The 21058-nt window shown below is 61.7% G+C and carries 22 protein-coding genes; 11 read left to right on the top strand and 11 right to left on the bottom strand.

Translation table 11 applies throughout. From position 1 onward, the window contains the following. Position 1 precedes the first annotated feature (1 nt). Both paaG and paaF read right to left on the bottom strand, forming a co-directional pair. The gene (gene paaG / locus ACZ889_RS17710; protein ID WP_004374541.1) at positions 2-793 is read right to left on the bottom strand and encodes a 2-(1,2-epoxy-1,2-dihydrophenyl)acetyl-CoA isomerase PaaG; all 792 of its coding nucleotides are present in this window, start codon (positions 791-793) and stop codon (positions 2-4) included. Between the two features lie 34 nt (positions 794-827). Then, entirely contained in the window at positions 828-1601 is a 774-nt protein-coding gene (gene paaF, locus ACZ889_RS17705) for a 2,3-dehydroadipyl-CoA hydratase PaaF (protein ID WP_004577376.1), read from the bottom strand. 346 nt (positions 1602-1947) lie between these two features. Between paaF and paaY the strand changes: the two genes are divergently transcribed. Further along, positions 1948-2547 carry a phenylacetic acid degradation protein PaaY gene (gene paaY, locus ACZ889_RS17700; RefSeq protein WP_004374546.1) on the top strand — a complete coding sequence of 200 codons (600 nt, stop codon included), beginning with the start codon at positions 1948-1950 and terminating at the stop codon, positions 2545-2547. Positions 2548-2624: 77 nt separating this feature from the next. Continuing rightward, on the top strand, positions 2625-3548 hold the full coding sequence (gene paaX / locus ACZ889_RS17695) for a phenylacetic acid degradation operon negative regulatory protein PaaX (RefSeq protein ID WP_004374548.1): 924 nt from the start codon (positions 2625-2627) through the stop codon (positions 3546-3548). Between the two features lie 39 nt (positions 3549-3587). Here the strand turns inward: paaX and ACZ889_RS17690 are convergent, their stop codons facing one another. The 3 genes from ACZ889_RS17690 to ACZ889_RS17680 are packed head-to-tail and all read right to left on the bottom strand — an operon-like array spanning position 3588 to position 5883. Next, entirely contained in the window at positions 3588-4826 is a 1239-nt protein-coding gene (locus ACZ889_RS17690; RefSeq protein WP_047602804.1) for an MgtC/SapB family protein, read from the bottom strand. After that, positions 4811-5632 carry a Crp/Fnr family transcriptional regulator FnrC gene (gene fnrC, locus ACZ889_RS17685; RefSeq protein WP_180688043.1) on the bottom strand — a complete coding sequence of 274 codons (822 nt, stop codon included), beginning with the start codon at positions 5630-5632 and terminating at the stop codon, positions 4811-4813. The genes ACZ889_RS17690 and fnrC overlap by 16 nt, the downstream gene beginning before the upstream one ends. 2 nt (positions 5633-5634) lie before the next feature. Then, the gene (locus tag ACZ889_RS17680) at positions 5635-5883 is read right to left on the bottom strand and encodes a hypothetical protein (RefSeq protein WP_019751531.1); all 249 of its coding nucleotides are present in this window, start codon (positions 5881-5883) and stop codon (positions 5635-5637) included. A gap of 288 nt (positions 5884-6171) precedes the next feature. Here ACZ889_RS17680 and ACZ889_RS17675 point away from each other — a divergent pair, with 288 nt between their 5' ends. Then, a complete protein-coding gene (locus tag ACZ889_RS17675) occupies positions 6172-7098 on the top strand; it encodes a universal stress protein (RefSeq protein WP_004577372.1) in 927 nt (308 codons plus the stop codon). 29 nt (positions 7099-7127) lie between these two features. Here ACZ889_RS17675 and ACZ889_RS17670 read toward each other — a convergent pair whose 3' ends face one another. Further along, the gene (locus ACZ889_RS17670; protein ID WP_476257633.1) at positions 7128-7676 is read right to left on the bottom strand and encodes an N-acetyltransferase family protein; all 549 of its coding nucleotides are present in this window, start codon (positions 7674-7676) and stop codon (positions 7128-7130) included. A gap of 182 nt (positions 7677-7858) precedes the next feature. Between ACZ889_RS17670 and ACZ889_RS17665 the strand changes: the two genes are divergently transcribed. The 4 genes from ACZ889_RS17665 (at position 7859) to ACZ889_RS17650 (ending at position 11565) form a co-directional block, all read left to right on the top strand. Then, entirely contained in the window at positions 7859-8785 is a 927-nt protein-coding gene (locus tag ACZ889_RS17665; RefSeq protein WP_476257632.1) for a universal stress protein, read from the top strand. Next, positions 8776-10143 (top strand): MBL fold metallo-hydrolase RNA specificity domain-containing protein, encoded by a 1368-nt coding sequence (locus ACZ889_RS17660; protein WP_004374564.1) that lies wholly within the window; start codon positions 8776-8778, stop codon positions 10141-10143. Before ACZ889_RS17665 ends, ACZ889_RS17660 begins: the two co-directional genes overlap by 10 nt. Before the next feature lie 20 nt (positions 10144-10163). Beyond that, complete coding sequence (locus ACZ889_RS17655; protein WP_230623047.1) at positions 10164-10808, top strand: hypothetical protein; 645 nt, start codon at positions 10164-10166, stop codon at positions 10806-10808. A 64-nt stretch (positions 10809-10872) separates the two neighbouring features. Continuing rightward, complete coding sequence (locus ACZ889_RS17650) at positions 10873-11565, top strand: phosphoribosyltransferase (protein WP_004374568.1); 693 nt, start codon at positions 10873-10875, stop codon at positions 11563-11565. A gap of 47 nt (positions 11566-11612) precedes the next feature. Here ACZ889_RS17650 and ACZ889_RS17645 read toward each other — a convergent pair whose 3' ends face one another. Both ACZ889_RS17645 and ACZ889_RS17640 read right to left on the bottom strand, forming a co-directional pair. Next, positions 11613-12980, bottom strand: a complete 1368-nt coding sequence (locus ACZ889_RS17645; protein ID WP_476257631.1) for an erythromycin esterase family protein — start codon at positions 12978-12980, stop codon at positions 11613-11615. A gap of 59 nt (positions 12981-13039) precedes the next feature. Then, positions 13040-13609, bottom strand: coding sequence for a GNAT family N-acetyltransferase (locus tag ACZ889_RS17640; protein ID WP_004577366.1), 570 nt, complete (start codon positions 13607-13609; stop codon positions 13040-13042). Between the two features lie 224 nt (positions 13610-13833). Here ACZ889_RS17640 and ACZ889_RS17635 point away from each other — a divergent pair, with 224 nt between their 5' ends. After that, the gene (locus tag ACZ889_RS17635; RefSeq protein ID WP_012052286.1) at positions 13834-14565 is read left to right on the top strand and encodes a transcriptional regulator FNR; all 732 of its coding nucleotides are present in this window, start codon (positions 13834-13836) and stop codon (positions 14563-14565) included. On the opposite strand, the gene ACZ889_RS17630 is transcribed toward ACZ889_RS17635, so the two are convergent. Continuing rightward, the gene (locus tag ACZ889_RS17630; protein WP_476257630.1) at positions 14534-15268 is read right to left on the bottom strand and encodes a hypothetical protein; all 735 of its coding nucleotides are present in this window, start codon (positions 15266-15268) and stop codon (positions 14534-14536) included. The genes ACZ889_RS17635 and ACZ889_RS17630 overlap by 32 nt on opposite strands. 198 nt (positions 15269-15466) lie before the next feature. On the opposite strand from ACZ889_RS17630, the gene ACZ889_RS17625 reads away from it, so the two are divergent. From ACZ889_RS17625 to ACZ889_RS17615, 3 genes are all read left to right on the top strand, one after another. Continuing rightward, on the top strand, positions 15467-16027 hold the full coding sequence (locus ACZ889_RS17625; RefSeq protein WP_180688049.1) for an Hsp20/alpha crystallin family protein: 561 nt from the start codon (positions 15467-15469) through the stop codon (positions 16025-16027). Positions 16028-16146: 119 nt separating this feature from the next. Then, a complete protein-coding gene (locus tag ACZ889_RS17620) occupies positions 16147-16323 on the top strand; it encodes a CBS domain-containing protein (RefSeq protein WP_144000132.1) in 177 nt (58 codons plus the stop codon). Positions 16324-16356: 33 nt separating this feature from the next. Next, complete coding sequence (locus ACZ889_RS17615) at positions 16357-18732, top strand: phosphoketolase family protein (RefSeq protein WP_476257629.1); 2376 nt, start codon at positions 16357-16359, stop codon at positions 18730-18732. A 7-nt stretch (positions 18733-18739) separates the two neighbouring features. On the opposite strand, the gene ACZ889_RS17610 is transcribed toward ACZ889_RS17615, so the two are convergent. Together ACZ889_RS17610 and ftsH are read right to left on the bottom strand one after the other, a co-directional pair. Further along, positions 18740-19165: a potassium channel family protein gene (locus tag ACZ889_RS17610; RefSeq protein ID WP_088513168.1), complete on the bottom strand. Its 426-nt coding sequence runs from the start codon at positions 19163-19165 to the stop codon at positions 18740-18742. Positions 19166-19193: 28 nt separating this feature from the next. Then, entirely contained in the window at positions 19194-21035 is a 1842-nt protein-coding gene (gene ftsH / locus ACZ889_RS17605; RefSeq protein WP_180688051.1) for an ATP-dependent zinc metalloprotease FtsH, read from the bottom strand. Positions 21036-21058 lie beyond the last annotated feature (23 nt).

The following is a 21058-nucleotide window of genomic DNA, read 5'->3' as shown; positions in this document are numbered from 1 at the left end:
TTCAGCGCCCCTTGAAGGCTGGCGTGCGTTTGTTCATGAAGGCGCTCACGCCTTCGCGGTAGTCCTCGCTGCGCCCGGCCAGGCGCTGCAGGTCGCGCTCCAGCTCCAGCTGCGCCTCAAAACCGTTGTCGAAACTGGCATTGAGGCTGCGCTTGATCAGTGCCAGGCCGTAGGTGGGCTGGGCGGCGAGCTGGCGGGCGAGGGTGAGGGCTTCGTCACGCAGCGCGGCATCATCCACCACGCGGTGGATCAACCCCCATTGCTCGGCCTGTTCGGCGCCAAGGCGCTCGCCCAGCATGGCCAGCGCCTTGGCCCGGGCCATACCGACCAAGCGCGGCAGCAGCCAGGTACCGCCGGAGTCCGGCACCAGGCCGATCTTGCAGAAGGCCTGGATGAAACTGGCCGAGCGGGCGGCCAGCACCAGGTCGCAGGCCAAGGGAATGTTGGCACCGGCACCGGCCGCCACGCCGTTGACCGCACAGATCACCGGCAAAGGCAGGTCGCGCAGGGTGCGCACCAGCGGGTTGTAGAACTTGTCGATCGATTGGCCCAGGTCAGGCATTTCGGCGCCTGGGGCAACGTTGCGGTCGGACAGGTCCTGCCCGGCGCAGAAGCCGCGGCCTTCAGCCGTCAGCAGCAGCACCCGCGCGTCACTGCTTTGGCGCACTTGCTTGAGCGCTTCGCGCACCTCCAGGTGCATGGCCGTATTGAAGCTGTTCAGCTGCTCGGGGCGGTTCAATGAAAGGAAGGCAACGCCGTCCTCGATGGAAAACAGGATGTGCTGGAAAGTCATGACAGACTCGCTCCGTCAGTCGAGAGAATGATGATCAGCGCCCCTGGAAACGGGCTTGGCGCTTTTCCTGGAAGGCGCGGATGCCTTCATCGCGGTCGGCTGTGCCAGCCAGCAGGGTGAAGGCATGGCGCTCGAAGCGCAGGCCGCTGGCCAGGTCGGTATCACCGGCCTTCAGTAGCGCCTCCTTGGCCAGGCGCACGGCCAGCGGCGCTTTGGCGGCGATGCTGCGGGCAACCTGCATGGCGCGTTCTACGGTGAGTTCGGGCTGGGTGATTTCGCTGACCAGGCCGGCCTGCTGGGCGCGGTGGGCAGTGATGGCTTCCCCCGTCAGTACCATCTGCATGGCCAACGGCTTACCGACGGCACGCAACAGGCGCTGGGTGCCGCCAGCACCGGGGATGATGCCAAGGTTGATTTCCGGCTGGCCGAAACGGGCGTCGGTACCGGCGATGACGATGTCGGCGCACATTGCCAGTTCACAGCCGCCACCCAGGGCATAGCCGTTGACTGCGGCAATCAGCGGTTTGGCGAATGCGGCGATGCTTTGCCAATGCGCTACGCGCGGGTCATTGAGGATGCCGACCAGGTCGCGATCAGCCATCTCGCGGATGTCGGCGCCTGCGGCGAATGCTTTGGCACTGCCGGTAATCACTGTGGCCCGGACATGCTCGTCGTCCCCGGCAGCCTGCAGCGCAGCAGCCAGTTCTGCCAGTAGCTCGGTGCACAGGGCATTCAAGGCCTCGGGCCGTTGCAGGGTAATGAGCTGAACGCCGTGTTCGGGCGCCTGCACATCGATATATCGCGGCATGTCGGGTTCCTCTGGCTGCACGCACGGCACATCGCGTGGCCGGCATTTTTTGGAATTGTTTGCAGGGGCGTAATGCGGGATCACGACCAGGTGAGGTCAGTATATGCTCCATGCGATACAGGAATGCAAGTTCCAAAATGTTTTCGCGTATCTCTTTTTTGTTTTCCAGTGATCACAGCTCCAGTGCAATGCTTACAGAGGAATCGTTTAATCTAGGCGTTTTCGAGTATTTAAAGCAGGTTTTTACCGGGCAGAATTAACTCAACACATGTGATACACGATTGACGACCAAACAGCTTCTGATACAAGATCGACTGACATTTCAAATCATTTCAGGAGTGTTGCCATGCCTTGCTATCGACTGGACGGCCTGACGCCCGTGGTTCACCCGACAGCCTACGTGCACCCCAGTGCAGTCCTGATCGGCGACGTCATCGTCGGCCCCCGCTGCTACATCGGCCCACTGGCATCACTCAGGGGCGATTTCGGCCGCATCGTGCTGGAGGAGGGCGCCAACTTGCAGGACACCTGCGTGATGCACGGTTTCCCGGGGGGCGACACCGTAGTAGAGCGTAACGGGCACATCGGCCATGGCGCCGTGCTGCACGGCTGCCGAGTGGGCGAAGACGCGTTGGTCGGCATGAACGCCGTGGTGATGGATGGCGCCCATGTAGCACCACGTTGCATTGTCGCGGCCACTGCCTTCGTCAAGGCAGGCTTCGAATGCGCGGCGCAGAGCCTGGTGATGGGGTCGCCAGCCCAGGTCAAACGCCCACTGACCGATCAGGAGCTGGCCTGGAAACAGCGCGGGACGGCGGAGTACCAGCACCTGGCGCAGCGCTGCATGAACAGCATGGTCGAATGCCCGCCGCTGGCCGAGGCAGAGCCGGGACGCCCGCGCATGGAAGACACCGGGGTCAGGCCCAAGGGCCAGGCGAGCGCATGAGCCTGGCAGCGACACGCAATGGCCAGGCGGCCTACCGCACAGGTATAGTCGGTGCTTTATCCGCGCACAGTTCGCCCATGAGCACTCTTGCCCCACTGAACCACTTGATCACCCGTTTTCAGGAACAGACGCCGATCCGCGCCAGTTCCCTGATCATCACGTTGTACGGCGATGCCATCGAGCCGCACGGCGGTACAGTCTGGCTCGGTAGCCTGATCAACCTGCTGGAACCGATCGGCATCAATGAACGGCTGATTCGCACGTCGATCTTTCGCCTGACCAAAGAAGGTTGGCTCACTGCAGAAAAGGTGGGTCGACGCAGTTATTACAGCCTGACAGGCACTGGCCGTCGGCGTTTCGAAAAAGCTTTCAAGCGCGTCTATAGCCCAAGCCAGCCAGCCTGGGACGGGGCCTGGACGCTGGTGTTGCTGTCGCAACTCGAGGCGGGTAAACGCAAGGCCGTGCGTGAAGAGCTGGAGTGGCAGGGGTTTGGTGTCATGGCGCCGAACCTGCTAGGTTGCCCACGGGCAGACCGTGCCGACCTGGTGGCCACGTTGCGTGACCTTGAGGCCGGCGACGACAGTATCGTCTTCGACACCCACACCCAAGAGGTACTCGCGTCCAAGGCGATGCGCGCCCAGGTGCGGGAAAGCTGGCGTATCGACGAACTGGGGCAGCAATACAGCGAGTTTATCCAGCTGTTCAGGCCGCTGTGGCAAGGTTTGAAAGAGCAGCCGTTGCTGGATGCTCAAGATTGCTTCCTGGCACGCACGCTGCTGATTCACGAGTACCGCCGCCTGCTGCTGCGCGACCCGCAACTGCCCGACGAGCTGCTGCCAGGGGACTGGGAGGGAAGGGCTGCGCGGCAGTTGTGCCGTAACCTCTACCGACTGGTGTTTGCCAAAGCCGAAGAATGGTTGAATGCAGCACTGGAAACAGCAGATGGCCCATTGCCGGATGTGAGTGAGAGTTTCTACAAGCGTTTTGGCGGGTTGGCTTGAGGGTAAGTCACCTACTACCAGCAGGCAGTTCTTGTGTCCTTACAGGAGCAACCCCAACCACATTGCCCCCAGGATGAGCAGTTGCCCTGGAATGAGGTATCGCGAAAAGCTGAAACCTCCGTTGCTCAAGGCCAGAACACATTTGCTCAATGTGTTCCCCGTCAATGCGAGCAACCCCGGTATGACGATTTCATTCGCGCTGATTCGTCCGGCAGCGACCAACGAGGCGATCGAGGCCGTGGCCGCATGAGCATCGGCCAGGCCGCCGACGAAAGCCGCGAGATTGACGCCATTGGGGCCCAGAAGCTGAAGCAGAAATGCCGAGAACAAGGCGATGCCGGTTATTGCAGCGGTGATCGCCAGTGCTGTCCAGAGACTGAACGCGCCATCACCCGGATGTGTGGCGGATCCTCCATGAGCAGCACGCCAAGGTGCTAGCAGAAGCACGCCATACACGAGTGTGACCAGTGCCCCCAGCGCAATCGATGACCAGAAAGGGTCGAGCAATCGACGGTCGACGATGCTCAACACCAGTGCAAATTGGGTGATGCTGGCGAGATTGGACAATACGGCAGCGCCGGCAAATGGCCTGGCAGCAGCGCCTTGCTGTCTGACGCGGTGCGCAAGCAGGGCAATGGTGGCAGAACTTGAAGCAAAGCCCGATGCGATCGCGCTCAAGGGCAGGCCATAGCGAGGCCCCATCAGGCGCATGACGATGTGTCCTAAAGCACCCACGGCCATCAGCAACACCACCAGGTTACAAATCGTGCGCGGGTTGAGTATGTTGTAGGGGCCTAGAAACTGGTCCGGTGTCAGCGGCAGTACCACCAAGGCCACCGTGGACAACATCAGGCCATCGCGCAACTCTTCCTCGCTCAATTGTTGCAGCACGAAATGATGCAGTTCGCGTCGCAGCGCCAACAGCACGGTGAGCACCACGCCCACCGCTGCGGCGAGCTCAGGCTCATGGTGGCTGAGCGCTCCGAGTGTCAGCACCAGCAGCAGGGCAATTTCACTGGTCACTTCAGGGTCTTTATCGGCATGTCTGCGGTAGTGCATGCAGAGCATCAGTACCAAGCCCAGACTCGAAACCGCGACCAGCACCGCACCTGCCAGCAACATGCTGACGTAGCCCAGCAATGCAGTGATGGCGAAGGTCCTGAGCCCGGCGGCCGCGTGGTCTTCGTTACGCCCCTTCTTACGCTCGCGCTCCAGCCCCACCAGCATGCCGATACCCAGCGCCACAGCGCCGTGGCCAACATTCAAGGCGTCGAGCATGGTGCCTTTAGCGGGACCTTGACCTCACATTCCCCGCCACCTTGTTCCAGTGCCATGAGTGCAGGCATATCGAGAATTTCTACCAACCTGCCATGCAGGTCGACGATACCCAGCACGCGAAGACGGGCGACGGATCGGCACACGGTTTCCAGGCGTAACCCCAGGTACGAAGCCATGTCTTCACGAGACATCCGCAACATGAAGCCATGGGCAGAGTAACCGCGGCTGACGAAGCGCCTGGAGAGCCCCACCAGGAAGCTGGCCAGCCGCTGTTCTGCTGTCAGGTTGCACAGCATCAGCACGCGCCCGTGCTCACGCACGATCTCGCGGCTCATCAAGCGATTAAGGCTCTGCTGCAGCTCCGGAAACTCACGCGCCAGGGTTTGCAAGCGACGATAGGGGACGGGGCAGACTTCGCTGTCTTCCAGGGCAATGGCGTCACAGACATGGTGCTCTGTGGCAATCGCATCGAGGCCGAGTACATCGCCCGGCATCCAGAAGTTGATCACCACGCCTTGCCCCTCGGCGGTGTTCAGGCTGGTCTTGAAACTGCCGCAACGTACGGCATAGAGCATGGTCAGCGGATCGTTGGCATTGAACAGCGCGGCACCCTTGCGAATACGCATGCGTGGGCCTATCAACGCGCCCAGGCAGCTGTTGTCGTCAACCGGCAGACCCGTGGGGAGGCACAGACCGCTGACCCGGCAATCCATGCAGTGGTTCACCAGCGGTTTCAGGTGAATAGGGTTTGCCTTGGACAATGCGTTGGGTGAGTCGAGCAGGGTGACCTTCAGCTGGCCAGGCATTTTCAGGCCTCCTTCGCATTTTGGAGGCCGCTTTGGGCCCCTGCGCCATGACGCGCACCGAGCCCCACGGTCACCCCAGCATGGGGCGACCAATCAGCAAGCATGTCACGCGAGTGGGGGGCATTGAGGCGGCTTGTAAGCCGTTCGACAAACCGCTCGGCTTCGGCAGCCGTCCTGAAACCCACCCGCCAGTCATCCATGTGCACCCAACAGCGTCCCTGCTCTGTGTTCTTCTCGACGTAAACGTTCATCAGGGCCTCCAAAGCATGTATCGGTAGACAATGCAGAATGAAGGCGTCCCTGCCGGCAGTGCAGGTGAAACTCAGGGCGGTGTCGCCATGGCACGCCTGCAGGGCCTGAAGTGGCTGTGATCTGGCTACAGGGTGCGCCGGCGAAGTCCCGAGGTATTGATCCGCGTCAAGTTCTTGCGCCATGGGCAATGCCACTGGTCGGCAGGTGCCTCCAGTTGATAAACATCAAGTTCGCAACACGTAGGTGGCAGATGCTTTACCTACGTATTGCAACCTCAGAGGTGTGCCATGGAAACTCCGCAAAGACTGCTGCTGATCGCCTCCCCCCTGATGCGCCGAACCCCGGCCTATGACCGGGCCGCTGCGCTGGCCAAGGCCAAGGGGATGGCGCTGCACATCGTCGCTTTCGACTACGTGGAAGGGCTTGCCACGGCGGGCTTGGTGAATGATCAAGCGCTCGCAGTCATGCGCGAGGGTTACGTGCAGCAGCACCGTGCATGGCTGGAAACCCAGGCGTTGCCGATGCGGCGCAATGGCGTCACCGTCACAACCGAGGTGGTGTGGGTGCAGCAGCCCTTGAATGAGATCCTGATACACTTGCGTGAGCAACCGTTTGCCATGCTGATCAAAGAGCTTGAGCATGAGCCTTGGTGGATGCGCGCAATGTTCACCTCGCTGGATATCCAGCTGCTGCGCGAAACGCGAATACCCTTGCACTTGGTACACAAGGCCAGCCATGCGTTGCCACGCAGGATTCTGGCGGCGGTGGACCTGTCCAGGCCTGAGGATCAGTTTGAAGGTTTCAACGACCAGATCATCAGCGAAGCGCTGAAGCTGACCTTGCAGTGCAATGCCCAGATCGAATTGCTGTACACCTACGACCTGGGTTCCATGTACCTGGACGCCGGCGGCAGCCGGGAACATTCGTTCCTGTTCGATTCGAACCGTGCCCAGACCTTGCATGACGTTCAGAGCGCTGCCTTCCAAGAGCTTGCCGAACGCAACGGGATCGCCGTCGAACACCGCCATATGCGCATCGGCGACCCGGCAAAGGCCCTGGCCATGTTCATGGATAACAATGATATCGACGTATTGGTCATGGGCAGTTATCACCACCATGGCATCGGCTGGTTCATCGGCAGTACTGCCGAGCGCGTTTTGCATCGGTTGTCCAGCAGTGTGCTGGTGATTTCTCCAGAACGCTCCAAAGGCTGAAGCACAAGGCCCGCAAGGGCCTTGTTTTTTCAAGGCCGCAGGTCAAGTTCGTGCAGGATCTCGCTCACATCCCCGCCAGGGTATCTTGAGGTGAAGCCCAGTGCCTTGACCAGCCGGTGCATGGCATAGTTGCTGGCCAGATCCCTGGAGACCATGCACTGAAAGCCATTGCGTCGTGCGGCTTCAATCAGGTGTTGCATCAGGCGCTTGCCCAACCCCTTGCGCTGCCAGTCTTCGCTGACCGCCACTGCACATTCGCACCGCTGACTGCCAGGTATGCCTGCATAGCGGCTGACGCCGATTTGTTGCAATTGACCGTCTACATGAACCAAGGCGACATAGGCCATGCGCTCGTGATAGTCCACGGGCATGTCTTGCGTGTCCAAGCTAGGCAAGCCGCCGCTGAGCCCGGCAATGAAACGAAAACGCCGTGATTCATAAGCGATAGTGCTCAGAAAACGCTTGTCCCGTTCGCGGTCTTCTTCGCGCAGTGGGCGGATCAGCACCGCCGAACCGTCCTCGAGGTTTTCGACCCAGTGTTCGCAGGTCTGTGGCTGTGCTGTTTGCTGCCCGTTCATGACGCCTCCCGTTGCTTGATCAGTACCTGGTGCAGCCGTTTTAACGTGGCGGGCCGTTTCGGTTCTGACAATCATCAAGTTCAGCCTGGGTAGCGGTTTTCTGATCTGCATCAAGCAGCAGCGGTCCTGTGCGCGGAATATCGTCAGCATCACACCCACTCACGAAAGCGCGGAGGTTCACCATGGGGCAATATCGACAATTGCTGGTGCTGCTGACCGAGGTAGAACCGCATTCCGCCGCTTTGCGCAGAGCCCTTGCCTTGGCGCATGTCAGCGGCGCCAGCGTGCATGTACTGGGCTTGTTCGAGCCAAGCGAGGAGCACCTTCTGCGCGAAGAGCGGCTGAACGAGGCCGATATCAAGCGCCAGTACGAGCACTATCGCGTTCAGTTGACGGGATTGGTCGAGCGGCATCGCGGCAGCGGTATAACGCTGACGGTCGACAGCCTGAATGCGGAGGATATCCGCAGCCAGGCGATCGATTACATCAGTGAACTGCAGCCCGATATGGTCATCAAGGACAGCGAAGCCGCGTCGGCCCTGGTGCGCGTGTTCGGCACCCCACTGGATTGTGCGCTGATGCGAGGTTTCAAAGGCGTCAGCCATTTCGTGCCGGCGGCGGCCACTTCATTGCCGCGGCGTGTGCTGGTCGCAGTGGATACTGCGTTCAGCGAGACGCCTGCCGTCCAGGCGTGCTTCAATCGTGGACTGATTCGTGCTGGCCAGGCGCTGGCGTTGCAGTGTGACGCGCACCTGCATCTGCTATCGGCCTACAACCTGGCAGGGGTATTTGCCTCGGACATGAATGTCACCCAGGCGTGGATCGACGAGATGCGCGAGGCACTGCAGGAACCTTTCGAAGCGCTGGCCGATGCCGAAGGCGTCGCGCCTGACCGCCGACATTTCATGGAAGGAGGCCCGGTACAGGTGATCCGTGAACAGGTCGCAGCCCTGGACATCGACGCGGTGGTGATGGGCGTGGTGCAGCCCAAAGGCCTGGACAAACTGTTGGGAGACACCACCGAGCGTATCGTCAGCCGCCCACCGTGCAGCGTGCTCGCCGTTCATCCCCAAATAGCCGAAAGTTGGGAGCCTTGGCCATGCAACTGACATTTCTTGGCGGCACCGGCACCGTGACCGGCAGCAAATTCCTGTTGACCCGTGACAGCACGCGGGTATTGGTCGACTGCGGACTCTTCCAGGGTTTCAAGCAACTGCGCCTGCGCAACTGGCAGCCACTGCCCCCGGCGCTGCGGGCGCTTGATGCGGTGGTGCTGACCCACGCCCACCTTGACCACAGTGGTTATCTACCGGTGCTGGTTCGGGAAGGCTACCGCGGGCCGATCTACGCCACGCCGGCGACGTGCGCCTTGGCGGAAATCCTCCTGCTCGACAGTGCACGGCTGCAGGAAGAGCAGGCCGAACATGCCAATCGCCACGGTTACTCCAAGCATGCGCCGGCGCAACCGCTCTATACCGAGCAGGATGCCAAACGTGCCCTGGCACTGTTTCGGCCCGTGGCGTTACATCAGGTGACCATGATCGCCGAGGGCATGGAATTACTGTTGCGTACCGCCGGACATATTCTGGGGGCGGCCACAGTCCAGATCAGCGCCGAAGGGCAGACCGTGCTGTTTTCGGGTGACCTCGGCCGCCCTCAGGATCCGATCATGCGTGCGCCTGAGCTGGTCAGGACGGCGGACGTGCTGTTGATCGAGTCTACCTATGGGGACCGCCAGCATCCCGCCGAATCGACCGAGCAGTACCTGGCCAAGGTCATCAACGAAACGCTCCTGCGCCACGGCATTACCCTGGTACCCTCGTTCGCCGTCGGCCGTGCCCAACTGCTCATGTATTACCTGTACACGCTCAAGCGCGACCGGTTGATCCCTGATGTCCCGGTCTACCTGAACAGCCCGATGGCCACCGACGCCACCGCCTTGTACCAGCAGTACCGCAGTGAACATCGGCTGACCGCAGCCGAGTGCGCCGCCATGTGCAGAGGCACGCACATCGTCCGGACAGTCGATGAGTCCAGGCACCTGGACCAGCTGCGCGAGCCCGCAGTGATCATCGCCGCCAGTGGCATGGCGACCGGCGGACGGGTGCTTCACCACCTGAAGGCGCTGGCCCCCAACCCACGCAACAGCATTCTCTTCTCGGGCTTTCAAGCCGGGGGGACGCGGGGTGCCGATATCGTCGCGGGCGCCCACAGTGTGCGGTTGCACGGCGAGGATGTGCCCATCCGTGCACAGGTGCATGCGATGGAGAATCTTTCTGCGCACGCCGATGCCGATGAAATCATGGAATGGTTGCGCGGGTTCACCCGGCCACCCCGTCAGACCTATGTCATTCATGGTGAGCCACACGCTGCCGACACCTTACGGCGGCGAATCAGCCTCGAACTCGGCTGGCAGGTGTGCGTGCCTGAGTATCAGGAAACGGTTGCCATCGACCCTGTGCGCTAGCCGGGCGCGGGAGGTGAATCATGAGTACACAAGCAAGGGCGAAACTGCGGGCCTGGTTGCACAGGCCCAGGGGCAGCCTGGGTTGGATCGTGACTATCGTCGCTTTACTCGTCGCCGCGTCCGTCTATCGCGCCTTAAGCGCTAGCTGGCGCATGCCCATGCGTGATCCGGCGGTACTCCTTGGCCTGCTGGCGTTGAGTGTCGCGCTGGGGTGGGCGGTGCAGCGGGGCGTCAAGCGCACGGTCGGCAAGGCCATTTTCAATGGCCAGCAGACGGGTTGGCAGGCCAGGCTGGCGTTGCTGCGTTCAATCACCCGGGAATCGAACACGTTGATAAGCGTGTTGCTGCTCCTGGTCCTACTCGGTGCTGGCACCGTGTGGCTGGCGGGGCGCTCCGTGGCGCAGATTGTAGAAAATTGCACGGCCAACCTGCAGGCCCAGGTGGAGGTGCCTGAGGATGACAAGCTTGCTACGCTGGTCGGCAAACCCGTGTGCACGTGCCTGGCACAGACCTTTCTGGAGCGCAATGGGGTGCTGCGCCTGGCCCTGTTCGAAACGCCCATGCAGGAAGTGAGCGGCCTGAAGGCGCTGACTCCCGCTGATGAGCAGCGTTGCCTCGCGCAGTTCGACCTGTTGCCCGAGGTGGGGCGTGCAGCCACGCCTTGAAGCCATCAACGGCTCCCATCGGCAGCTGAAACGACCGGCGCCCATCGCGGCGCGGGAGGTGTTCATGTCCCATGATCTTGCCTTGCCAACTGTGTTTGTCGACCGTACCCAGGCTGGACGTTGCCTGGTAGAGCCACTGGCCCGGTATGCCGGCAGGCCCGACGTGATCGTGCTTGCACTGCCGCGTGGTGGTGTTCCGGTGGCCTATGAAGTCGCGACTGCCCTCAACGTTCGCCTGGACCTGCTGATGGTGCGCAAACTCGGTATGCCGTTTCAACCCGAGTTCGCCATGGGGGCGATAGCCAGCGGCGGAGTAACCTTCCTCAATGACGACATGTTGCGGGCCTATCCGGTAGATCGCGCGGTGTTCGACGCCGTGGTTGCCAGGGAAACCGAGGAACTGGCGCGGCGCGAGCGGGCTTACCGGGGAGGGCGGCCAGCCCAGCAACTCAAGGATCAGGTGGTGATTCTCGTTGATGACGGCCTGGCGACCGGTGCCACGATGAGGGCGGCGATACAGGCTGCACGAGCCCAGTCACCGGCGCGAATCGTCGTCGCCGTCCCGGTCGCACCGCCAGAAACGCTCGAAGCGCTGTACGGTGAAGTGGATGAGCTGGTGTGCCCGCGTGTGCCTGAGCGGATGGTCTCGGTTGGCTATTGGTACCAGGATTTCCCGCAGACGTCGGACGAGGAAGTCATGACGCTCATGGGGCAAGCTGATCAGCAAGCACTTTGCCGGAGTGCCCCCCATGACTGAGCGCAGGGTTGAAATCCGCACGCAGACTGATAGCGCTTCGCCGAGGCTCATACACCAAATGGATAGGTTTCGTCCTCAGGCTCAAGGTGCTGTTGTTTCGGCAAGGGCAGGGCAGTCACTGGCTGGGTCTGTTCGAACCAGAGCAGCGCATCGAACTGCTCGGCCAGCACCGCCTCGAAGTAGTGGCTCAGCCGTTCGCTCTCGGGGCGATAGATGACGCCGATGGCGCGTTCGAGTAGCGCCGTGGACAACACATGGCGCAACGCCTTGCGCTGTGGGTCGCGCCAGTCGCTCAGGCTGGCTGGCACGCCTGCGAGGCGGAACTGGTGCTCCCAGCTGTCGCTGCGCGAAGGACGGATTTCCTTGATCTGCATGTCGCCGTCCCAGTCATCGGCGGCGGCCACCTGGCCGCGGTCGGTGGCCATGCCGATCAGCACCGCGTCGTGCCCGAAAGCGCTGCGGCAAAGCTGGCCGATGGTGAACTGGCCTTTCCAGCCCATTTCCGTGGCTCCGGCATTGCCGATGTGTGAATTGTGTGCCCAGACCACGGCCTTGGCGTGGGGACCACGGTGTTCCAGCAGTGCGTGCAAGGTATCGAACATGTGCCGGTCGCGCAGATTCCAGGAAGCCGTCGAACCTCGGTAAATGGCGCGGTAGTACTGTTCCGCAGCGATGATTACACGGGCGTTCTGCGTTGCGTTGAAGAAGGCTTCATCATTGCGGACAAGCCCTGACAGTTGCTCGGCGAGCATGACATTCAACTGCTGGATCACCGGTTGCTCACAAGGCATGACGCCACCGCGCTCGACAAAGTGCCCGTACAGCGCGGGGTCGTCCTGCCAAGGCGTCAGGCAACCGTAACGGCGGCGGGCTTCATGGGCCAGATGCGGATCGACCCGATCCAGATAGGCCAGGACTTCATGGATGGAATTGCGCAGGCTGTAGACATCCAGGCCGCGGAATTCCACGCGGTGGTCGGTGGGCAGCAGGCGGTTGTGCCCGTGAAGCCATTGGGCGAAGGCTTTGACTTCGTTATTACGCCACATCCAGGTAGGAAAACGGCTGAAAATATGGCGTTTCCACGCCGAGTGCGCCAAGCCTCGGACGTACTGATCGACATGCCCGGCATCCGGCCAGTCAGCCTCGACGGCAACGATGTTGAAACCATGCTGTTCGATCAGGCGCCGGGTGATCGCCGCGCGGGCGCGATAGAACTCACTGCTGCCGTGGCTTGCCTCGCCCAGCAGGATGACGCGCGCGTCAGCATAGCGGTCGAACAGCGCTGCGAATGCCGGCGTATCCAGGTCCGGCAAAGGTTCGGCGTACTGATGAAGCACCGGGGCAATATCGGCAGTGTCGACCTGATACTGCTTGCCGTAGAGTTTTTCCATCAATGTCTTCGAAGGGCCGGTCATGGGGAGACTCCCGTAGTCGGCCGCCGCGCCTTGACCCGTCAGGGTGCGGCGGCCTTGGGTCAGATCAGGGAGAGCCGGTGGATGACCTGGCTGGGGTCATCCGGGTCAGCAGCGGTGGTGAACCCCGCCGCCTTGGCCAGGTCGCGCATCGCATGGTTGGCTGCCGCGTCGACCGAATACATCTGCCGCAAGCCCTTGGCCCGGGCATGGTCGACCAGGTGCTTGAGCAGCAGGCGACCCAAGCCATGGTGCTGCCAGCTGTCCATGACGGTAACGGCACACTCGCACTCGTCCTTGCCGCTAGCAGTGGCGTAGCGGGAAATGCCCACTTCCTGCAATTCGCCATCCACGTGGGCAAGGGCGACGTAAGCCGCCTGGCGATCCTGGTCGACCTTCATCAGCTGGTCGAGCATGGCTTCACCGGGCTCCCTGAGCTGGCACAGGAAGCGGAAATGCCGCGATTCGGGCGACAGCCGTTCGATGAAGGCTTTTTCGCGTTCTCGGTCCTGGGCTTGCAAGGGCCTGATCAATACGTGAACGCCGTTTTCAAGGGCTTCGATCCAGTATTCACCCGAAGGTTTTGGGAACGAAGGCGTTTTATGCTCACGGGAAGTCTCGGCGGGCGCCATGGCAATGTCCTCTGTGTCGAATGAACAAGGAAGTTCAGTTTCGGCAGCGGGCCCATCGCTGACTTGACAGTTGTCAATTGCTTCCCACATGACTTGTCAAACCGATAGAAAAAAGCGGGTATAGCCGGGGATAGCGTCCGACCCTTGGTCGGACAGACCGCTAACGTTTAGTGGAACCGCTAACTTCAATAGATACACGCCTGCAAAAAAGCAGAGGCATCATCATGTCAGGCCTTGCGGAAATGGGAGCAAAGCTCCAGGTCAAGTGCCTTGCGTGCTCGTTGAGCCGGCTTTGCCTGGCAGCCAGCCTCAGTGCCGACGAAGTGGCCAAGCTGGAGCGAATTGTCCGCCGTAACCGGCCGCTGAAGCGGGGTGAGTACCTGTTCAAGGCCAATGAACCCATGGAGCACGTGTATGCCTTGCGCTCCGGGGCGATCAAGAATTTTCTGCTCGATGCCGAGGGCACCGAGCGGGTGACCGGCTTTCTCCTACCGGGGGAAATGCTCGGGCTGGACGCTATTGGTGCCAGTTGTTACCGAAGCTTTGCCGTTGCCCTGGAAATCTCGCTGGTCTGCGCCATCAGGCTGGACCAACTGGTGGACCTGTCCGGCCAGATTTCAGGGCTGCGCTATCAGTTGCTGCACATGCTCAGCCTGGGGATCCAGGGCAAGGACGAGCACCTGCGCTGCTGCCATGGGCGTGCCGAACAGCGGTTGGCGATCTTCCTGCTGGGCATGTCCGCGCGTTACCAGGCGCGAGGCTTGCAGGCTGATGTGTTCAACCTGCCCATGTCCCGTGGTGATATCGCCAACTACCTGGACCTCACTCAGGAAACGGTCAGCCGACTGTTCAGCCGTTTCGTCCATGCAGGTTTCATGCTGTGCGCCGGGCGCGAGGTCAGGCTCATCGACATGCAAGGCCTGGTCAACCTGACCCGCCTGGAGGAGCCCACTTGAGCGCGGCAAGCACCCGGTCATAGCGTTGCACAGGCCAGCTTTCGGGGGAGTGCCCCACCCAGATCGGGCGTGACACATGGTCTGTGCGTATCCAGATACGCTGCGCGGCTACGCCAGTTTGCCAGCACAACCGTGCCACTTGGCGCGCCACCTGTGGCGGCGCGCAACAGTACACCGTGTCCGGGCGGAAAGTGGTCAGCAAATGCCTGGTCTGCCACCAGCCACTGCTGTAGTCACGCGGCAATGGCGACAGTGCCGACAGCCAGGTTCGACAATCGTCTGGCAGCAGTTCGGCCGCAATGCCGTCATGTGACAGCTGCAATTCTACCCCAGGCAGCCAGCAGCGAATCTCATCCAGCGCACCCAGCAAGGGCAGCAGGCCATCGGCGCGACTGATGGCCAGCAACCTTGTACTTTGCAGGGGCAACGGCCAAGCGCTGCCAAGCGGCCCGGAGTAGTCGAACAGCTCCCCCGCCCGGCCCAAGGGCTGCGCATTCTGGGTGCTGACGATAAATTGCCCGGCCACGCCAGGTAGGGTCACGTAACTGCATGGCCAGCACTCGGTACGACCACTGAGCACGCAGTACTGGCCAGCCATTGCCTCGCTGCATGGCTGGCTGCAAAGGGCCAGGCGCACGAATTGCTGGATGCCCAGGCCGGGCAATGTCTGGAGCAAGCGGACGCTGGCACCCTCCCGGTCCATGACTGCCTCGCACGGTAATGATGACTTGCTGTACTCAGCCTAGACCGTGGCCAATCCGGCACTTTGACCAGGATCAAACCAGCGGACGGCAGGGACTTCACCTTGTTGATAAAGATCAAATGGGGTGCTGCCCCACGGCGCATGATCGAGGCGTCTCCCTGGGAGGCAGTACTCATTCACTCATTCGAGGAGGGCGCCATGTCAGACGTTGCCAAGAAAGTGCCTGTTACCCCCGTCGCCAGCCAGCCAACCGAAGGTTCGCCGCCCAGCGTCGAACCTTCGGAGCTGTGGCGGCCCTTCCAGCAATTGCGCCGTCAGATCGACAGCCTGTTCGAGGATTTTGGACGGCGGCCGATGCGCATGCCATTCAGCCACACACCGTTCGATGTCGAACCGTTCTGGCGGCGTGACCTGTTCACCCACGGCATGCCGGCCATGGACATCAGCGAGCTGGCCGAGGAGTACCGCATCAGCGCCGAGTTGCCTGGCGTGGATGCCAAGGATATCGAGATCAAGCTCGTCAATGGCAACCTGTTGATCCGGGGCGAGAAAAAGGAAGAAGTGGACGAAAAACGCAAGGAATATCACCTGTCCGAGCGCCATTACGGCAGCTTCGAACGGGTTTTCCAGCTGCCCCGTGGAGTCGACGCCGAGAAAATCGACGCCCAGTTCAACAAGGGCGTGCTGCTGGTGCACCTGCCCAAACGTGCCGAAGCCATCCATCCGGAAAAGGTGATTCCGATCAAGAGCGGTAAATGATCACCCACCCTCACTGCATCGAGGAGCAAGGAGGCTCCGCCTGTGGAGGTAGTACATGATGTCCATTGGCAAATACTGCAAACGGGACGTGGTCACCGCACTACCCGGTATCTCCATCTATGCCGCGACGCGCCACTATCCGACGCATTCCGGTCGTCGATGATCTCGGTCTGCTGGTCGGAATCGCCACGGCGGACGACCTGATGGGCCTGCTGTCGGACCACCTGTACGAACTGTCACTGCTGATCCGTCAACAGAGCCGGCGGGAGGAAGATCTTCGCGGCGAAGACCTTTGAGCGCCCCGTGCGCGATGACGAAAGGAGGCTGGCATGAGTGATTTCCCTGGTACTGAAGAGCTCGAAAGCCTGGACGCCTATTGGCGGGCGGCGAACTACCTCACCGTTGGCCAGATCTATCTGCAGGGCAATGCCTTGTTGACCAGGCCCTTGACCTTGGCCGATGTCAAACCGCGGCTGCTCGGCCACTGGGGGACGTCCCCGGGGCTCAACCTCGTCTATACCCATCTGAACCGGTTGATTCGCCAGTACAGCCTCAATGTGCTGTTCGTCACGGGGCCTGGCCACGGCGGTCCTGCCCTGGTCGCTCAGGCATACCTCGACGGTACCTACACCGAGCTCAACCCATCGGTCGAGCGCAACGCACTTGGAATGGCCCGGCTCTTTCGGCAGTTTTCCTGGCCTTATGGCATTGGCAGCCATGTCGGCCCCCATGTGCCTGGCTCCATTCACGAAGGGGGCGAACTGGGCTATTCGCTGGCCCATGCCTATGGTGCCGCCCTGGACAATCCGCAACTGATGGTGGCGTGCGTCATTGGTGATGGTGAGGCCGAAACCGGGCCACTGGCTGCCAGCTGGCACTGCAACAAGTTCCTCAACCCCGCCCGCGACGGCGCGGTGCTGCCCATCTTGCATCTGAACGGTTACAAGATCGCCAACCCCAGCGTGCTGTCGATGATCAGCGAGGAGGAGCTGACCAGCCTCATGTATGGCTATGGCTATGATCCGTATTTTGTCGAGGGTGACGAGCCTATGGAGGTCCATCGCGCGTTGGCCAGGACGCTGGATGTCATCTACGAGAAGATCAGCCAGATCCAGCGCCTCGCGCGGCATGCCGAAGACCCGCAGGTGGTCGACAGGCCCTTGTGGCCGGTGCTGATTCTTCGTACCCCCAAAGGGTGGACGGGGCCCAGGTACGTGGATGGGCAACGCGTAGAGGGCACCTGGCGGTCCCATCAGTTGCCGTTGGCGGACCTTGGCAAACCGCCGCACCTGATGCAGCTGCAACAATGGCTGGAAAGTTACCGCCCCCATGAGCTTTTTGACGCACAGGGTACGTTGTTGCCTGAGCTGGCCGCGCTGACCCCAACTGGCCGGCGACGCATGAGCGCGAACCCCCATGCCAACGGCGGTCTCTTATTGCGGGCCCTGGATTTGCCGCACTACGCCGATTACTGCGTGCCGATGCCGGGCCCTGGTCAGGTGCGGGCCGAGGCGACCAGAGTGCTGGGTGGTTATGTCCGCGATGTCATGAAGAACAGCCTTGCGTCGCAGAATTTCCGCCTGTTCGGCCCTGACGAAACGGCGTCCAACCGCCTGGATGCGGTATTTGAGGTGACCGACAAGGTATGGCTGGATGCTCGGGCCAGCGATGACAGACACCTTTCGGCACAGGGGCGGGTCATGGAGATCCTCAGTGAGCACATCTGCGAGGGCTGGCTGGAGGGGTACCTGCTGACGGGCCGCCATGGCCTGTTTTCCTGTTACGAAGCTTTCATCCATATCGTCGATTCGATGATCAACCAACATGCCAAATGGCTCAAGACAGCTGCCGAGGTGCCGTGGCGCAAGCCGATCGCCTCATTGAATATCCTCCTGACTTCGCATGTCTGGCGGCAGGACCATAATGGTTTCTCGCATCAGGACCCGGGCTTGCTTGACCTGCTTGCAAACAAGAAGGCCAATCTCGCGCGGATCTATCTGCCACCTGACGCCAACTGCCTGTTGTCGGTGGCTGAGCATTGCCTGCGCAGCCGTGGGTACATCAATGTGATCGTTGCCGGTAAGCAGATGGAGTGGCAATGGCTCGATTGCGAAGCGGCCGCCGTGCACTGCCAATCAGGTATCGGGCGCTGGGGCTGGGCCTGCCATGATGACGAGATGCCCGAGGTGGTGCTTGCCTGCGCGGGCGATGTGCCGACACTGGAGGTACTGGCGGCGGTTACACTGCTGCAAGAGCAGGCTCCAGACGTGCGTGTGAGGGTGGTGAATGTCGTTGACCTCATGGCGCTACAATTGTCGCAACAACATCCTCACGGGCTGTCCGACAGCGATTTCAACGGGCTGTTTACCGAAGATCGACCGGTCATCTTTGCCTTCCACGGCTATCCGGCGCTCATCCACCGCCTGATCTACAAACGCGCCAATCCGCAACGGTTTCATGTCCGGGGCTTTCGCGAAGAGGGCGCAACCACCACGCCATTCGACATGGCAGTCATCAACAATCTGGACCGCTACCAGCTGCTGCTCGATGTGTTCGAGCGCGTGCCACGTTTGCAGCCCCAGCTCGAACAGGCCCGCGCCCGCTATTGGGCCACGATGGAGAAGCACAAGCTCTACCTCATCGAACATGGCGAAGACATGCCTGAAGTTGCGCAATGGCGCTGGACATCAGCGTCGCGCGCCTGAGCCCGCCTTACTTGGCCTTCCAGTACTTCTGCATTTCCAGGAACAGGAACGAGGCGGTCCAGGTGATCAGCACCAGGCCCGTCAGCGCCTGCAGGCCGGTGAGGTACTTGAGGTGGCCAGTGGGGGCGATATCGCCGAAGCCTATGGTGGTGTAGGTGGTGAAGGAAAAATACACGCAGTCCAGGAAACTGCCGTCGAAATTGCCGCTGAGCGTACCCCAGCCTGGGGCATGGGCCATCAGGTAATAGGCCAAGGCAAAACACCACACCTCCAGGGCATGGGCCAGCAGCGCGCCGAACACGCCTGCGACGATACGAAAGCGGCTCCAGAGCTTGAGCCGAGGTAGCCAGTCATTCAGGCGCAGCAGGCATTCGTAATGAATGATCACCACCAGGATCACCACCAGCATATTGATCAGCGTGACAAAGAGCATCGCAGGTACCCTGGCCAGGATCGGCGGTTCATTTCGTGGCATCGACCAGCACATAGGTGGCGGGCTCATTGGCTTGCGGTTGCAACGCCGGGAATTCTTCGGGGGTGATGGTCTCCTTGGCCAGCAACAGACGCGCGCCTGCATCCAGGTCGTTGCGGCGCTGCTCCAGCAAAGCCCGGGCGCGGCCATAGGCTTCTTCGAGCAAGCCGCGGACAGCGAGGTCGATCTCGCGCGCAGTTTGCTCCGAGTAGTCCTTGCGCTCCTGACGCAACAGCGAGTCACCCAGATAGCCGGCTTGCTGGCGCTCAAGGACCGCCTGGCCCAGCACCGGGCTCATGCCGAAGCGGGTGACCAGCTGGCGGGCGATATCGGTGGCGCGCCCGAGGTCGTCGGCGGCACCCGTGGAGACCTGGCCGAACACAAGGTGCTCGGCGGCGCGCCCGGCCATCAGCACGACAAGGCGGTCACGCAGCATCTGCGTGCTGATCAGGTAGCGGTCATCGGTCGGCCGTTGCAGGGTGTAGCCCAGTGAACCCGCGGCGCGGGGAATGATCGACACCTTGTGGACCGGGTCCATCGCCGGCAGGCTACTGGCGGCCAGGGCATGGCCCATTTCGTGGTACGCCACCACCTGGCGCTCGTCGCTGCGCAATACGCTGCCTTTGCGCTCGATGCCCGCCACCAGTCGCTCGACCGCAGCGGTGAAGTCCTGCAACTCGACCCACTGGCTGGACCGCCGGGTGGCAACGATGGCAGCCTCGTTGACCAGGTTGGCCAGGTCGGCGCCCGTCAGGCCCGGGGTGATCTCGGCAATCCGCTCGCAGTCCAGGTCGTTCTTGTAGATGATCTTGTGCAGGTGGACTTTCAGGATCGCCAGGCGGCCCTTGCGGTCGGGCCGGTCGATGAGAATCTGCCGGTCGAAGCGCCCGGCACGCAGCAGCGCCGGGTCCAGCACTTCCGGGCGATTGGTCGCTGCCAACAGCACCACGCCTTCCCGTGGGTCGAAGCCGTCGAGCTCGGCGAGCAACTGATTGAGGGTTTGCTCTTTCTCGTCATTGCCGCCAAAGCTGCCGACGCCGCGCATCTTGCCCAGGGCATCCAGCTCATCGATGAAGATGATGCAAGGCGCCGCTTGGCGGGCCTGGTCGAACAGGTCACGCACCCGGGCGGCACCCACGCCCACGAACATCTCCACGAACTCCGAGCCGGAAATCGAGAAAAATGGCACCGCCGCTTCCCCGGCGATGGCCTTGGCGACCAGGGTCTTGCCGGTGCCGGGTGGGCCTACCAGCAGCGTGCCCTTGGGCACATGGGCGCCAAGGCGCGCATACCACGCCTTGTTTTTCAGGAAGGACACGATCTCGGTCAGCTCGCCCTTGACGTCGTCGATACCGGCCACGTCGGCGAAAGTCACCTGGGTGTCGTGTTCGACATAGACCCGCGCACGCGACTTGCCCACCCCCATCAACCCGCCCAACCCCTGTTTCTGCCCCAGGCCATGAAACAGGAAGTACCACAGCGCCAGCATCATCAACAGCGGCATCAACGCGCCCATCACGGTCGCTACCGTGTTGTCCTCGACGACGCCAGAGAACGCGACTCCAGAGCGTCCCAGTTGCTCGCTCAGAGCCGGGTCGACGCGAACGGTGGAGAATACCGAGTGGCCATCGATCGGCTCCTGCAGCCTGCCGAGGATCCGCTCGTGCTCGATATGCAGGTCGCTGACCTTCTGCTGATCGAGTAGTTGCAGGAACTGGCTGTAAGGAATGGCTTGCACGGCCGGCTGGCTGAACAGGCCGAACTGCACGGCAGCGAGCACTGCCAGGCCAACTGCCAGGAGGTAGAGCGTCCAGGGCTTATCCTTGTTCATGGCCATCGGTCCTCGGCGCGGCG

The sequence above is a fragment of the Pseudomonas sp. TE3895 genome (genome assembly GCF_056278855.1).
This window is presented reverse-complemented; position numbering and strand designations above follow the sequence as displayed.